At 70.7% G+C, this 14,444-nt stretch carries 14 protein-coding genes; 9 read left to right on the top strand and 5 right to left on the bottom strand.

All coding sequences use genetic code 11. From position 1 onward, the window contains the following. The first annotated feature begins 24 nt into the window (after positions 1-24). Positions 25-837, top strand: a complete 813-nt coding sequence (locus tag QSK05_RS24780; protein WP_285599713.1) for an Rv1486c family protein — start codon at positions 25-27, stop codon at positions 835-837. Between the two features lie 89 nt (positions 838-926). On the opposite strand, the gene glgA is transcribed toward QSK05_RS24780, so the two are convergent. Then, complete coding sequence (gene glgA / locus QSK05_RS24775) at positions 927-2,108, bottom strand: glycogen synthase (protein ID WP_285599712.1); 1,182 nt, start codon at positions 2,106-2,108, stop codon at positions 927-929. A 47-nt stretch (positions 2,109-2,155) separates the two neighbouring features. Between glgA and glgC the strand changes: the two genes are divergently transcribed. Both glgC and QSK05_RS24765 read left to right on the top strand, forming a co-directional pair. Further along, entirely contained in the window at positions 2,156-3,397 is a 1,242-nt protein-coding gene (glgC, locus tag QSK05_RS24770; protein ID WP_285599711.1) for a glucose-1-phosphate adenylyltransferase, read from the top strand. 42 nt (positions 3,398-3,439) lie between these two features. Then, positions 3,440-4,210, top strand: coding sequence for an LLM class F420-dependent oxidoreductase (locus QSK05_RS24765; protein ID WP_285599710.1), 771 nt, complete (start codon positions 3,440-3,442; stop codon positions 4,208-4,210). Positions 4,211-4,302: 92 nt separating this feature from the next. Here the strand turns inward: QSK05_RS24765 and QSK05_RS24760 are convergent, their stop codons facing one another. Both QSK05_RS24760 and QSK05_RS24755 read right to left on the bottom strand, forming a co-directional pair. Continuing rightward, positions 4,303-4,932: a class I SAM-dependent methyltransferase gene (locus QSK05_RS24760; RefSeq protein WP_285599709.1), complete on the bottom strand. Its 630-nt coding sequence runs from the start codon at positions 4,930-4,932 to the stop codon at positions 4,303-4,305. Further along, on the bottom strand, positions 4,929-5,876 hold the full coding sequence (locus QSK05_RS24755; protein WP_285599708.1) for an NAD(P)/FAD-dependent oxidoreductase: 948 nt from the start codon (positions 5,874-5,876) through the stop codon (positions 4,929-4,931). Before QSK05_RS24755 ends, QSK05_RS24760 begins: the two co-directional genes overlap by 4 nt. A 144-nt stretch (positions 5,877-6,020) precedes the next feature. Here QSK05_RS24755 and QSK05_RS24750 point away from each other — a divergent pair, with 144 nt between their 5' ends. The 3 genes from QSK05_RS24750 (at position 6,021) to QSK05_RS24740 (ending at position 8,592) form a co-directional block, all read left to right on the top strand. Then, a complete protein-coding gene (locus tag QSK05_RS24750; protein WP_285599707.1) occupies positions 6,021-6,635 on the top strand; it encodes a helix-turn-helix domain-containing protein in 615 nt (204 codons plus the stop codon). A 110-nt stretch (positions 6,636-6,745) separates the two neighbouring features. Continuing rightward, positions 6,746-8,035 carry a phosphoserine phosphatase SerB gene (serB, locus tag QSK05_RS24745; RefSeq protein WP_502879822.1) on the top strand — a complete coding sequence of 430 codons (1,290 nt, stop codon included), beginning with the start codon at positions 6,746-6,748 and terminating at the stop codon, positions 8,033-8,035. Further along, a complete protein-coding gene (locus QSK05_RS24740) occupies positions 8,032-8,592 on the top strand; it encodes a SixA phosphatase family protein (protein ID WP_285599705.1) in 561 nt (186 codons plus the stop codon). The genes serB and QSK05_RS24740 overlap by 4 nt, the downstream gene beginning before the upstream one ends. A gap of 69 nt (positions 8,593-8,661) precedes the next feature. On the opposite strand, the gene fabI is transcribed toward QSK05_RS24740, so the two are convergent. Both fabI and fabG read right to left on the bottom strand, forming a co-directional pair. After that, positions 8,662-9,435 carry an enoyl-ACP reductase FabI gene (fabI, locus tag QSK05_RS24735; protein ID WP_285599704.1) on the bottom strand — a complete coding sequence of 258 codons (774 nt, stop codon included), beginning with the start codon at positions 9,433-9,435 and terminating at the stop codon, positions 8,662-8,664. 72 nt (positions 9,436-9,507) lie between these two features. Continuing rightward, positions 9,508-10,212, bottom strand: coding sequence for a 3-oxoacyl-[acyl-carrier-protein] reductase (gene fabG, locus QSK05_RS24730; RefSeq protein ID WP_285599703.1), 705 nt, complete (start codon positions 10,210-10,212; stop codon positions 9,508-9,510). Positions 10,213-10,500: 288 nt separating this feature from the next. On the opposite strand from fabG, the gene QSK05_RS24725 reads away from it, so the two are divergent. Genes QSK05_RS24725 through QSK05_RS24715 form a run of 3 tightly spaced genes read left to right on the top strand, consistent with a single transcriptional unit; the run spans position 10,501 to position 14,441 of the window. Next, positions 10,501-11,520, top strand: a complete 1,020-nt coding sequence (locus tag QSK05_RS24725) for a quinone oxidoreductase family protein (protein ID WP_285599702.1) — start codon at positions 10,501-10,503, stop codon at positions 11,518-11,520. A gap of 9 nt (positions 11,521-11,529) precedes the next feature. Then, positions 11,530-13,050 (top strand): TldD/PmbA family protein, encoded by a 1,521-nt coding sequence (locus tag QSK05_RS24720; RefSeq protein ID WP_352302576.1) that lies wholly within the window; start codon positions 11,530-11,532, stop codon positions 13,048-13,050. Further along, the gene (locus QSK05_RS24715) at positions 13,047-14,441 is read left to right on the top strand and encodes a metallopeptidase TldD-related protein (protein WP_285599700.1); all 1,395 of its coding nucleotides are present in this window, start codon (positions 13,047-13,049) and stop codon (positions 14,439-14,441) included. Before QSK05_RS24720 ends, QSK05_RS24715 begins: the two co-directional genes overlap by 4 nt. The last annotated feature ends 3 nt before the right edge of the window (positions 14,442-14,444 follow it).

The following is a 14,444-nucleotide window of genomic DNA, read 5'->3' as shown; positions in this document are numbered from 1 at the left end:
CAGATGAAGCTTTAGGCTTGGTGGATGCTCCTGCTGCCACGGTCCGCCCGTCTCGCCGCCTGGGGCACGGCCGTGCTCGCGGACGGCGTGGACCCGGCCCAGGCCGTCAACGCCGTCACCCGTGACGACGAACCGCACCAGGTCACGGCCGACTTCGAGGTCGCGGCCACGCTGGGTCTGCCACCCGCGGGCAGCCTGCTCGACCTGCTCGTCAGCCTGCAACGGCACGGCACACCCTCCCTGCACGTGGCCCTCCCCGCGCCCGGCGACCTGCTCGGGCTGCCGGGCCCGCCGGCGTTCAACGAGGCGGCCGTGGAGACCGGCGAGGCGGTGCTGGCGGGCGACGGCGTCAACGATCCGGCCGGCCCGGCCATCGGGCTGGTGGCCGAGATCACCGAATTCGGTTCAGTCTACGAGCCCGGCGCGATGGTCGCGTGGAGGGCCCAGTCGGTGGGTCGCCGCCGGGTCACCGACATCGGCAGCGTCGCGGACGCCGACCGGGAACTGCGCTCGGCCCTGGCCGAGGCGGTCGAGGAACTGGCCCGGCTCGACGTGGCCCGCTGGCGCGACGACGCGGCCGACCGGGTCGCCGCCATCCGCGACGGCGGTCTGGAGAGCGGCATGATTCCCCCGACCACCCCGAAACGCGTGGTGCAGGTGCTGTCCCGGGCCGCCCGGGTGCGCGCGATCGTCGAGCTGGCGAGCGAGGACGACGGCGCGGCGGTCACCCAGGCCGAGGCCCACCGGCGCAGTCAGGCTCTACGGCGCCTCGACGTGGTGTCCCGCCGGGCGATGGTCGCGGCCATCAACGGCATCAAGGAACCCGAGGACGACTAGGTGTACTGACCGCAGGGGGCCTGACCGCGTCGGCCCTCACCCGCTGGGGGCGCCTCCCGGCCCACTAGCGCCGGGAGACCTCCATCCCCCTACAGCACCGAGCGGTAGACCTCGATCGTGCTCTCCGAGATGGCGTCCCAGGAGAAGTGGCTCTCGGCGCGCTGCCGGCCCGCGCGTCCCCAGGCCCGGGCCCGCTCGGGGTCGGCGCAGACCTCGGTCAGCGCCGCGGCCAGGTCGGCCACGAACTTCTCCGGATCCAGGGGGGTTCCGGTGCCGTCGTCGACCTGCTCGATCGGCACCAGCAGACCGGTGACGCCGTCCTGCACGACCTCCGGGATACCGCCCGTGGCCGTGCCGACCACGGCCGCCTCGCAGGCCATGGCCTCCAGGTTCACGATGCCCAGGGGCTCGTAGACCGACGGGCAGACGAATGCGGTGGCGGCGGAGAGCACGGTGCACAGCTCGTCGCGGGGCAGCATGCGCTGGATCCAGACCACGCCGTCGCGGGTCTTGCCCAGCTCCTCCACCAGCGAGGAGACCTCGGCCATGATCTCCGGGGTGTCGGGGGCCCCGGCGCAGAGCACCAGCTGGATCTCCGGCGGCAGCAGGGCCGCGGCGCGCAGCAGGTAGGGCAGGCCCTTCTGCCGGGTGATGCGGCCGACGAAGACCACACTCGGCCGGGCGGGGTCGATGCCCAGCGACCGCACGGTCGCCTCGTCCTCGATCCGCTTCCAGCCCGACAGGTCGATGCCGTTGTGCACGACCCTGACCTTGTCCGGGTCGACCGAGGGGTAGGACCGCAGGATGTCGTCGCGCATGCCGGCGCTGACCGCGATCACCGCGGCCGCGGCCTCGTAGGCGGTCTTCTCGGCCCACGAGCTCAGCGCGTACCCACCACCGAGCTGCTCGGCCTTCCACGGCCGCAGCGGCTCCAGGCTGTGCGCGGTGAGCACATGGGGCACGCCGTGCAGCAGTGAGGCCAGGTGCCCGGCGAGGTTGGCGTACCAGGTGTGGGAGTGGACCAGGTCGGCCCCGGCACAGTCCGCGGCGATGGCCAGATCAACCCCGAAGGTGCGCAGGGCCGGGTTGGCCGCGGCCAGCGTGGCCGGCTCCGGATAGGCGGTCACCGACCGTTCGTCGCGCGGTTCACCGAAGGTGCGAACCTCCACGTCGATCTGGCGGCGGAGCACCTCCACGAGATTCTGCACGTGAACACCCGCCCCTCCATAGACATCCGGCGGGTATTCACGGGAGAGAACGTCGACGCGCATGCTGCCCACCGTAGTGCGACAACGAGCCGACGCCATACAGTCAGCACATGGCGAATCCGAAGGTTCTGGCGATCGTTCTGGCCGGCGGGGAGGGCAAGCGGTTGATGCCACTGACGTTAGACCGCGCCAAACCCGCTGTTCCCTTCGGAGGCGTCTACCGTCTCGTCGATTTCGCGTTGAGCAATCTGGTCAATTCCGGGTACCTGCGGATCGTGGTACTCACCCAGTACAAGAGCCACAGCCTCGACCGGCACATCGCGCAGGCCTGGCGGATGTCGACGCAGCTGGGCAACTACATCGCGCCGGTCCCGGCGCAGCAGCGGGTGGGCAAGCGCTGGTACCTGGGCAGCGCCGACGCGATCTTCCAGAGCCTCAACCTGGTGAACGACGAGAAGCCCGACATCGTCGTGGTGGTCGGCGCCGACCACGTGTACCGCATGGACTTCGCGGCCATGGTCCAGCAGCACATCGAGTCCGGGGCCGGCTGCACGGTCGCCGGTATCCGCACGCCGATCTCCGAGGCCGACCAGTTCGGTGTGATCAAGACCTACGACGAGGACCCGCGCCGCATCGAGGCGTTCCTGGAGAAGCCGGCCAACCCGGTCGGGCTGCCGGACTCGCCGAACGAGGTGCTCGCCTCGATGGGCAACTACGTGTTCGATGCCAAGGCCCTGATCGAGGCCGTGACCAGCGACTCGGACGACCCGGGCTCACGGCACGACATGGGCGGCGACATCGTGCCCTACTTCGTCGGCCGGGGTGAGGCCGCGGTGTACGACTTCAAGGACAACGACGTGCGCGGTTCCACCGACCGCGACCGTCACTACTGGCGTGACGTCGGCACCATCGAGGCCTACTTCGAGGCCCAGATGGACCTGGTCTCCGTGCACCCGGTGTTCAACCTCTACAACTACGACTGGCCGCTGTACACCCACCAGGGCCCGTGGCCCCCGGCCAAGTTCGTGCACGGCTGGCAGGGCCGCATCGGCCACGCGGTGAACTCGATCGTCTCCCCCGGCACCGTGGTCTCGGGGGCGTTCGTGGAGAGCTCGGTGCTCTCGCCCAACGTCAACGTGCGGTCGTGGTCGACGGTCAGCGAGAGCGTGCTGATGGACGGCGTCGACATCGGCCGGCACGCCGTGGTGCGCCGCGCGATCCTCGACAAGAACGTGGTGGTGCCCGAGGGCGCCCGCATCGGCATGGACCCGGTGGCCGACCGCGAGCGCGGTTTCGTGGTCACCGAGTCCGGCATCACGGTGATCGGCAAGGGCCAGCGCGTCACCGTGTAATTACCCGTGCGAACGCGAATGGTCACGCTTAGAGTGCGACGCGTGACCATTCGCATCGGGGTACAGATTCAGCCGCAGCACGCGGACTACGCCGACATCCGCCGGGCGGTGGCGGAGGCCGAGGAGATCGGCGTCGACATCGCCTTCAACTGGGACCACTTCTTCCCGCTCTACGGTGAGGCCGACGGCAAGCACTTCGAGTGCTGGACCATGCTCGGTGCCTGGGCGGAGGCGACGTCGCGCATCGAGATCGGCGCGCTCGTCACCTGCAACAGCTACCGCAACGCCGATCTGCTGGCCGATATGGCCCGCACCGTCGACCACATCTCCGGCGGCCGGCTGATCCTCGGGATCGGCGCGGGCTGGTTCGAGCGCGACTACGACGAGTACGGCTACGACTTCGGCACCGCGGGCACTCGCCTCGCCGACCTGGAGCAGGCGCTGGCGCGGATCGAGGCCCGCTGGCAGAAGGTGAACCCGGCGCCCACGCGCGACATCCCGATCCTGATCGGCGGGGGTGGCGAGAAGAAGACGCTGCGCTACACCGCACGTCACGCCGACATCTGGCACACCTTCGGCGATGTCGAGGTGCTCAGGCGCAAGAGCGCGATCCTCGACGAGTGGTGCGACACCGAGGGCCGGCCCAGCTCCGCCGTGGAACGCTCGATCGGCGTGGACAAGGCCCCCGACGAGGTCGGTGAGGAACTCATCGCCGCGGGCGCCAACCTCTTCACCGTGGGGCTGAACGGGCCCGACTACGACATGGGTCTGGTGCGCGAGTGGGTGGCCTTCCGCGACGCGAAGAAGGATTGAGGACGCGTCGGGTCACCACCGCTCTTCCTGGTCCGTGATCATGCGAACTTTCCCCGGGGAGAGTTCGCATGATCACGACCGGGACGTGGGGGTCAGGATCGGCGGGCCCGGAACACCGTGTCGTGGATCGTGATGTCGTGACCCTCGGGATCCTTCGCCGGACGCGGCCGGGCCGCCGACGTGATCACCTCCCAGCCGGTGAGGTCCAGGCAGTCGGCGATCTCCTCGGCCGTCCAGAAGGCGTCGGGCAGGTCGGGCCGGCCCATCGTCGTGGCCAGGTCGAGCGGGCTGTGCAGCACGATCAGCAGCTGGCCGCCGGGGGCCACGGCCGACGCCAGGCGGCGGAACGGCTCGGGCTCGGTCGGGTGGACGAAATGGCTCGTCACCAGGTCGTACTGGCCCCGCGGCGGCTGCCACGAGCGCAGGTCGGCGTGCACCCACTCGGTGCGGGTGGCGATGTCCTCCCCCAGCTCTGCGGCCCAGGCCTCGTTCTTCTCCAGCACCACCCGGGAGAAGTCGGCCCCCGTGACCCGCCAGCCCCGCGCCGCCAGCCAGAACACGTCGCCGCCCTCACCGCAGCCGGCGTCCAGGGCCGAGCCCGGCTCCAGCCCTTCGACCTCGGTGACCAGCTGCGGGTTGACGTTGCCGCTGAAGATCCGGTCGGCGCCGCCGTAGCGTTCCTCCCAGGCCGGGGCCTCGAACCAGACGTGGTGGTCGGTCATCTCGCCGCCTCCACGGCCCGGCGGGTGTCGTCGAGGATCAGGTCGTAGTTGATCTGTGAGCCGGCCATCAGCCCGGCCCCGGCGGAGATGACGACCTGTGCGGCCATCGAGGCGACGTTGCCGGCCGCCCACACCCCGGGCACGTTCGTCTTCCCGGTGGGATCGGCCTGCACCGAGGTCCCCAGCACGGCGCCCTCCACCACCATCTCGGTGATCTCCAGGCCGAGGCCCTCGAGCCCGGCGACGCGGGCGTTGAAGCGCGGCGCGACCACCACGACCTCCCGCGCCACCACCTCGCCCGACACCAGCCGCACCCCGGTGATCCCCTCGTCCTTCATCTCGACCGCGGCCACCTCGCCCTCGACCACCCGCACGCCGAGCGCGGCCAGCTGCTCGAGAGCATCGGCCCCGAGGTCGGGCGCGGTGTGGGTGAACACCACCACGTCGTCCGAGAGCTGCCGGAACATCAGCGCCTGGTGCATCACCATCGGGGTGGAGGCCAGCACCCCGATCGCCTGCCCACGGTGCTCGTATCCGTGGCAGTAGGGGCAGTGGATGACGTCCTTGCCCCAGCGTGCGGCCAGGCCCTCGACCGCGGGCAGCTCGTCCCGCAGACCGGTGGCCAGCAGGAGGCGGCGGGCCTGCACGCTCTCGCCGCTCTCCAGGGTGATGACGAACCCGTCGTCGGTGGGCCGGGCACCGGTCACGACCCCGGACACCACCTCTCCCCCGTAGCCCTCGAGCTCCTTGCGCCCGTCGGCCACCAGGTCGAGCGGCGAGGTGCCCTCGCGGCCCAGGTAGTTGTGCATCGCCTCGGCCGGGGCGTTGCGTGGGTCGCCCGCGTCCACCACCAGTACTGATCGCAGTGACCGGGCCAGGGTGACGGCGCCGCTCAGGCCGGCCGCTCCCCCACCGATGACCACGACGTCGTAGGTGTTCCTCATCGTTCCTCCTCGTCGGCATACTCGTCCGAGCTGTGTCCGAGCTGCTTCCGAGAGTGCCTCCGGGTTCCCGGTCTTGACAAACTTTGTTGCTGGAACGGCAAATGGACGGGTGAAGCGAGTTCAGGACCACCGGGGAGAGTTGGCATGATCACGGACGCAGAGGGCGGGGACGAGGGGTTCGAGGACGTCCTCCATGCTGTCGGCCCGCGGCTGCGGCAGTTGAGGCAGGAGCGCGGGGCCACGCTGGCCGAGCTCGCCGAGGAGACCGGCATCTCCGTGAGCACACTGTCGAGGCTCGAGGCGGGCCAGAGGCGGCCCACGCTGGAGCTTCTGCTGCCCCTGGCCCGGGCGCACCAGGTGGCGCTGGACGAGCTGGTCGACGCCCCGGCAACCGGTGACCCGCGGATCCGGCCCCGCCGCATCGAACGGCACGGTGCGGTCTACCTGCCGCTGAGCCGCCGGCCCGGCGGACTCCAGGCCTACAAGATCATCTACCCGCCGAACTTCCCGGGCACCGGGCCCGCGCCGGACGACCAGCGCACCCACGAGGGCTACGACTGGATCTACGTGCTCGGCGGCCGGCTCCGGCTGGTGCTCGGTGAGCACGACTTCGTGCTGGAGGCGGGCGAGGTGGCCGAGTTCGACACCCGCACCCCGCACTGGATGGGAAATCCGGATCCCACGCCGACGGAGGTACTGGGACTGTTCGGCCCACAGGGTGAGCGTATGCACGTGCGGGCCCGGCCCCGGCAACCGTGAAAAGGCGTGAACAGACATGAACAGGCGTGAGCACGGCGCCGTCCGAGGGCTATTGGGATGAATCCCTCAGCCGGGGAATGGTCTCGTTCCGGCAACGCTCGACTAGCCTCATGGCCGTGACCACGCAGCAGGATGCTCCGGCACCGACGACCTCCCTGCCCTCCGACGGCTCCCCCACCGTGCTGTTCACCCTCACCGGCCCCGACCGGCCGGGGGTGACGACCGCCGTCTTCCAGGCCCTGACCCGTTCCGGCGTCGAGGTTCTCGATGTGGAGCAGGTGGTGGTGCGGGGTCATCTGTCCCTCGCCGTGCTGGTGACGGCCGGCGACGACGAGGCGGGCACGATCGGCGCCGTGCGTGTGGTCGGCGGAGAGCTCGGGCTGACGGTGACCGGGTTGCCGGGCACCGGTGACAACTCCAAGCGACGCCGCAACCGGCTGGCCGTGACCATGCTCGGCGCGCCGTTGCTGCCCTCGGCCGTGGCCGGGGTCGCGGGCCGGATCGCCGAGCACGGGGCCAACATCGACCGCATCCGGCGCATCTCCCGCTTCCCGGTCACCACCATCGAGATGGACGTGTCCGGTGGTGACGGTGAGGTGCTGCGCCGCGAACTGACCGCCGAGGCGATGGCTCACGGGGCCGACCTCGCCGTCTGCCCGGCCGGGCTGGCCCGCCGCGGCCGACGCCTGGTGGTGATGGACGTCGACTCCACGCTGATCCAGGACGAGGTGATCGAGCTGCTCGCGGGCCACGCCGGCCCGGAGGTGGAGAAGCAGGTCGCCCACGTCACCGAGCGGGCCATGCGCGGCGAGCTGGACTTCGCGCAGAGCCTGCACGAGCGCGTCGCCTGCCTGGCCGGGCTGCCCGAGAGCGTGCTGGACGACGTCTACCACTCGGTGCGCCTGACCCGCGGCGCCCGCACGCTCACCCGCACCCTGCGCCGTCTGGGCTTCACCCTGGGTGTGGTGTCGGGCGGGTTCATCGAGGTGGTGGCGCCCCTGGCCCGCGACCTCGGCATCCATCACGTGGCGGCCAACCAGCTGGAGGTCGCCGACGGGCACCTCACCGGCCGGGTGGTGGGAGCGGTGGTCGACCGCGCCGCCAAGGCTGCCTCGCTGCGCCGGTTCGCCGAGCTCGAGGGTCTGTCGCTGTCCCGCACGGTCGCGATCGGCGACGGCGCGAACGACCTGGACATGCTGGCCACCGCCGGCCTGGGCATCGCCTTCTGCGCCAAGCCGGTAGTTCGTGAGCAGGCCGACACCTCGGTGAGCGTGCCCTACCTCGACGCCGTGCTGTACCTGCTCGGGATCCCGCGATCCGAGATCGAGGACGCCGACGAAGATCTTGCCCCGGCTGTTCCGGGTGAGGCCGAAGCACCGACCGGAGGGAACCGATCATGAGCACCGCACCGACCCGCAGGCTGATCCTGATCCGGCACGCGAAGGCGGAGCAGGCGACGCCCGGCCAGGAGGACGTGGACCGTCCGCTGGCACCGCGCGGCCTGCTCGACGCCGTGGTGGGTGGTCAGGAGCTGGCGCTCGTCGCCGTCCCCGACCTGGTGCTGTGCTCCCCCGCCCGGCGCACCCGGCAGACCTGGCGCACCGTGCTCGAGGGCCTCTCGGGAGAACTCGCGCAGCCGGCCCACCCCGAGGTGAAGTACCCGCACGGCCTGTACGAGGCGGGGGTGTTCGACCTGGTCGAGACCGTGCGTAAGGCCGGGGGCCAGGCATCCGTCGTGGTGCTGGTCGGGCACGAGCCGACCATGTCGGAGGCCACGCTGTCCCTGGCCGGCGCCGGGTCCGACCCGGACGCCGTGCAGCACGTCAAGGCCGGCTTCCCGACCGCGGGTATCGCGGTGCTGGCGGTCGAGCGGGAGTGGGCCGACCTGGCGCCCGGTGACGGACGGCTGGAGAAGTTCGTGGTACCCCGGGCCGACGGTGGCGGCTCGATCGGCTGAGAAACTTTCCGGGACAAAGAGTGAGGACGTTGTGGGCGGCGCCCACAACGTCCTCACTTCCGGGTTTGATCAGACGTTGCCGGCCATCGCCTGGAAACCGCCGTCCACGTACACGATCGTGCCCGTGGTCGCCGGGAACCAGTCGGACAGCAGCGCCACGCAGGCCTTGGCGGTGGGCTCCGCGTTACGCACGTCCCAGCCCAGCGGGGCGCGGTTCTGGAACAGCTCGTCGAAGGCCTCGAAACTCGGGATCGCCTTCGCGGCCGTGGTGCGCAGCGGGCCGGCCGCCACGATGTTGCTGCGGATGCCCTTGGGACCCAGGTCCCGGGCCACATAGCGTGACGTCGACTCCAGCGCGGCCTTGGCCACACCCATCCAGTCGTAGGTCGGCCAGGCGATGCGCGCGTCGAGGGTCAGGCCGACCACCGCGCCGCCCTCCTTCAGCAGCGGCAGTGCGGCCACAGCCAGCGACTTGTAGCTGAAGGCCGAGATCTGCAGCGCCGTGGCGACGTCTTCCCACTCGGTGTTGAGGAAGTTGCCACCCATCGCGCTCTGCGGCGCGAAACCGATGGAGTGCAGCACGCCGTCCAGGCTGTCGACGTGCTCGCGCACCCGCTCGGGCAGCGCGGCCAGGTCTTCGGTGCTGGTGACATCGAGCTCGATCACCGGCGGGGTCTTCGGCAGGCGCTTGGCGATGGCCTGCGTGAGCTTCATCTGCCGGCCGAAGGAGCTCAGCACGACCTCGGCGCCCTCCTCCTGGGCAACCCTCGCCGCGTGGAAAGCGATGGACGAGTCCATCAGCACACCCGTCACGAGCAGCTTCTTGCCCTCGAGCAGTCCCATTCGTGCAGTCCCTTTCACTTCGCAGAAAACGCCCGCGGCCCGTGCGGCCGCGGGCGAAAACTCATCTGTAGGTCAGTGACCCATGCCGATGCCACCGTCGACGGGGATGACCGCGCCGGTGATGTAGGCGGCCGAGTCGGAGGCGAGGAAGCGCACGGTGGCCGCGATCTCGTCGACATTGCCGAACCGGCCGGCCGGGATCCGGCTCAGGTACTCGCTCCGCACCTTCTCCGGCAGGGACGCCGTCATGTCCGTGTCGATGAAGCCCGGCGCCACGACGTTGGTGGTGATGCCCCGCCCACCGATCTCCCGGGTGATCGCGCGGGCCATGCCGACCAGACCGGACTTGGTGGCCGCGTAGTTCACCTGCCCCGGCGATCCCATCAGGCCGACGACGCTGCCGACCAGGATGATGCGGCCACGACGGGCCTTGATCATCGACTTGCTGACGGCCCGCACACAGCGGAACGTGCCACCCAGGTTGGTGTCGACGACCGTGTCCCAGTCGTCGTCACTCATCCTCATGAGCAGCGTGTCGCGGGTGACGCCCGCGTTCGCCACGAGCACCTCGATCGGGCCCTGGTCGGCCTCGACCTGGGCCACCGCGTTCTTCACCGACTCGGTGTCGGTGATCTCGCAGAGGACACCCTTCAGGCCGGCCGGCGGCTCGCCGCTGCGGTGGGTCACGGTGACGGCGTCGCCGTCCTCCGCCATCGCCCGGGCGATCGCCAGTCCGATCCCTCGGTTACCACCAGTCACCAGCACACTGCGAGCCACGATCACCCTTCCGTTGTTTTCCAAGCTGCCGTTCCCTATCGATCCGGATCGGTTCGTGCCGTTCCGTGTCGATTCGTATCGATTCGTCTCGATCCGGTCACGGTCTCGCGCGGCGGCGCGCCGACCGGCCGACGACGAACGGAATCCGGTGAGTGACGTTATCCGACTCCGGAACAGCCACGCACCAGCGCACCCAGGGCAAAGATCGACCCGGAAATCTGTCGGAACCGTACAAGTGCCCGGCGGCGGGGGCCTGTCCCGGCCGGGGAAAAGGAGTAGGTTCACGCCGTGCGAGCTGTGCAGATTACCGAGTTCGGCGGTCCCGAGGTACTCAGGGTGACCGACCTCGACGAACCCACGCCCGGTGCGGGTGAACTGCTGGTCGAGGTCGACTCGGCCGGGGTGAACTACGCCGACACCCACCAGGCCGAAGATTCCTACCTGGTCCGGCAGACCCTGCCGTTCGTGCCGGGCAGCGAGGTCGTCGGCCGGGTCGTCGCCGGGTCGGGCCTCCCGATCGGCACCCGTGTGCTGGGGCTCACCTCGGGCGGAGGTGGCTACGCCGAGCGCGTCGTGGTGCCGTCCGACCAGGCCTTCAGGCTGAAAGACGATCTGACCGACGCCCAGGCCCTGGCCCTGCTGGTGCACGGCACCACCGCCTGGCACCTGTTGCGACGCAGCGCCGAACTGCGCGGGGGCGAGACCGTCGTGATCCACGCCGCGGCCGGCGGCGTCGGCACCATGGCCGTGCAGCTGGCCCGGGCCTGGGGTGCCGGGCGCATCATCGCCACCGCCTCGGGCGAGGCCAAGTGCGAGCTGGCGCGCTCGCTCGGCGCCCACGTGGCTCTCGACATCTCGGCCACGACCACCGCCGACGAGGTGCGTGACGCGCTGCTCGCCGCGAACGACGGCCAGGGTGTCGACCTGGTGCTGGAGATGACCGGTGGGCACGTCTTCGACGGTTCCCTGGCCTCCCTGCGCCCACTGGGGCGGATCGCGGTGTTCGGGCTCGCCTCGAAGATCGACCCGGCACCGGTGCGCGTGCAGAAGCTGATGCGCAAGTCGCTCACGCTGACCGGCTTCTGGCTCCCCCACGCCGTGGCCCAGCCCGGCCTGCTGGCCGGCGCGCTGGAGGAGATGCGCTCGATGGTGCGGGCCGGCGTGCTCAACCCGGTCCTGGGTGGCAGTTATCCCCTTGCCGAGGCCGCCCGCGCGCACGAGGATCTTCGCAGCCGCCGCAGCACCGGGAAGCTGGTGCTCGACATCTCCGGACAAGGGATCACGCAGGTCGTCGCTAAGGAGTCCTGAATGACGGCAATGACGGCGCAGATCGACGCCGACTTCCTCGCTCTCCCCCTGGACTCACTGGCCGACGCGGCGCTGCAGCACGCCCGCAGCGCCGGGGGCAGCTTGCTGCAGCATGCCGACCTACGGGTGCAGCGCATGCGCGGTGGGTCGATGCAGGTGCGCGACGCCCGGCTGTCGTCCAGCTCCGACGCGGTGGTCGCCGGCCTGGCGGTGCGCGTGCTGCTCGACGGGGTCTGGGGTTTCGCCGCCACCGACGAGCTCACCCCGGCCGCCGCCGTGGCGACCGCCCGGCGGGCGCTGGAGGTGGCCCGGATCTCGCGGCCCCTGGTCGCCGAGCGGGTCGAGCTGGCCCCTGAGCCGGTGCACGCCGGTGCCACCTGGGTCTCGCCGTACACGACCGACCCGTTCGCGGTTCCCGTGGCGGAACGGGCCCGGCACCTGGCCGGCTGGTCGGGCACGCTGCTCGCCGCCGACGGCGTGGACCACTGTGACGTCACGCTGAACCTGGCCAAGGAGCAGAAGTTCTACGCCGACCTGGCCGGTACGGTCACCCGGCAGCAGCGGGTGCTGATCGAGCCCGAGATCACCGTGGTGGCGATCGCACCGGCCGGTCCGGAGTCGATGCGCTCACTGGCCCCGCCGGTGGCCCGCGGCTGGGAGTACGTGCTCGGTGAGGGATGGGACTTCGCGGCCGAGATCGAGCGTCTGCCGGAGCATCTCGCCGAACGGGTGAAGGCGCCCACGGTGACCGCAGGCGACTACGACCTGGTCATCGACCCGACCAACCTCTGGCTCACCATCCACGAGTCGGTCGGCCACGCGACCGAGCTCGACCGCTCCCTGGGCTACGAGGCGGCCTACGCCGGAACCAGTTTCGCCCGCCTGGAGGGCGTCGGCAGGTTCCGCTACGGCAGCGACCTGATGAACGTCACGGCCGACCGCACCACCCCGCACGGTGGGGCCACCATCGGTTTCGACGACGAGGGCGTGGCCACCCGCTCCTGGGACCTGGTCTCGGGCGGTGTGCTGGCCGGCTTCCAGCTCGACCGGGCGATGGCCGCGCGCTGTGGTTTCGCGGCGTCCAACGGCTGCGCGTACGCCGACTCGGCACTCAACGTGCCGGTGCAGCGGATGGCGAACGTCAGTCTGGCCCCTGATGCAGCGGGCTCCTCGGACGTGACGACCGCCGACCTGATCTCCGGTGTGGACGACGGCCTCTACGTGGTCGGCGACAAGTCCTGGTCGATCGACATGCAGCGCTACAACTTCCAGTTCACCGCCCAGCGGTTCTACCGGATCCAGGGTGGGAAGCTGGCCGGGCAGGTGAAAGACGCCGCCTACCAGGGCTCCACACCGGGCTTCTGGGGCTCGCTGAAGGGCCTGGGCGGACCGTCCACCTACTACCTCGGTGGGGCGTCGAACTGCGGCAAGGCCCAGCCCGGTCAGTCCGCCTGGGTCAGCCACGGCGCCCCGGCCACACTTTTCGAGCAGGTCAAGGTGCTCAACACGCGCAGCGAGGGGGGCCGATGAGCACGTCGTCGGAGTTCGTCGAGATCGCCCTCGGCGAAATTGCCCGGGCCGGAGCCGATCTGGGCGCCGCGGTGCTGGTCTCCGAGGCCAGCACCGCGAATCTGCGCTGGGCCCTGAGCGGCCTGACCACCAACGGCCTGACCTCCGCCCGCACGGTCACCGTGATCGTCGGCGCGCCCGTCGCCGGTGGCACCGGTGCGGGCGTGCTGAGCCGTCAGGGGCTGGACGCGGACGGCGTTCGGGCTCTCGCCGCCGACACCGTCGCCCTGGCCCGCGACGCCGAACCGGCAGAAGACGCGGCGCCTTTCGTGACCGGCGAGGAACTGCCCGGGTTCGCCGACCCGGGGGCCGAGACCGGCGCGTCCACCCTGTCGGGGGTCGCGGAGGCGCTCGGTGAGGTGTTCGGGCGCTCCCGCGCCCAGGATCGCGAGTCGTTCGGTTTCGCCCTGCACGAGGTGGTCACCACCTGGCTGGGCACGACCGGGGGCCTGCGCTACCGGCACGAGCAGCCGCGGGGCACCATCGAGCTGACCGGGAAGGCCGGAGCCAGAAGCCGTTCCGCCTACGTGGCGGGCGCCACCCGCGACTTCGGTGATGTCGACGTGCTGGCGATGGACGACGAGATCGCCACCCGGCTGCGCTGGCAGGAACGCCCGATCACGCTGAAGCCGGGCCGGTACACCACGGTGTTGCCGCCCACCTCGGTCGCCGACCTGATGATCTACTTCCTGTGGTCGTCCGACGCCCGCACCGCACACGAGGGCCGCAGCGTGTTCTCGCGCACCGGCGGTGGCACCCGGGTCGGTGAGACGATCACCAGCAGCCCGGTGAGCCTGCTCAGCGACCCGTTCCACGCCGGACTGGGGTGCGCCGACCGGGTTCTGACCACCGCGTCGTCGCCGATGGCCTCGGTGTTCGACAACGGCCTGGCCTCCCCCGCCGCCACCTGGCTGGACTCCGGCACGATCAGCAACCTGCCCACCACCCGGCACACCGCCGGCCTGACCGGGCTGCCTCTGGCCCCCGCGGCCGACAACCTGGTGCTGACCGGCGCGGACGGCACCGGCAGCACCCTTGACCTGCTGGCCGGGGTGGACAACGGCCTGCTGCTGAGCTCGATGTGGTATATCCGCGAGGTCGACCCCCAGACGCTGCTGCTGACCGGCCTCACCCGCGACGGGGTCTATGTCGTCGAGAATGGCGAGGTCGTCGGCGCCACCAGCAATTTCCGCTACAACGAGAGCCCGGTGGACCTGCTGTCCCGGATCGACGCCTACGGCGCCACCGAGGTGTGCCTGAGCCGGGAGTGGGGCGAATGGTTCACCCGCACCGCCATGCCGGCGTTGCGGATCCAGGACTTCAACATGAGCACGGTGGCCGAAGGCGCCTGACCC

This window comes from Kineosporia sp. NBRC 101731, from assembly GCF_030269305.1.
Lineage (GTDB): Bacteria > Actinomycetota > Actinomycetes > Actinomycetales > Kineosporiaceae > Kineosporia.
This window is presented reverse-complemented; position numbering and strand designations above follow the sequence as displayed.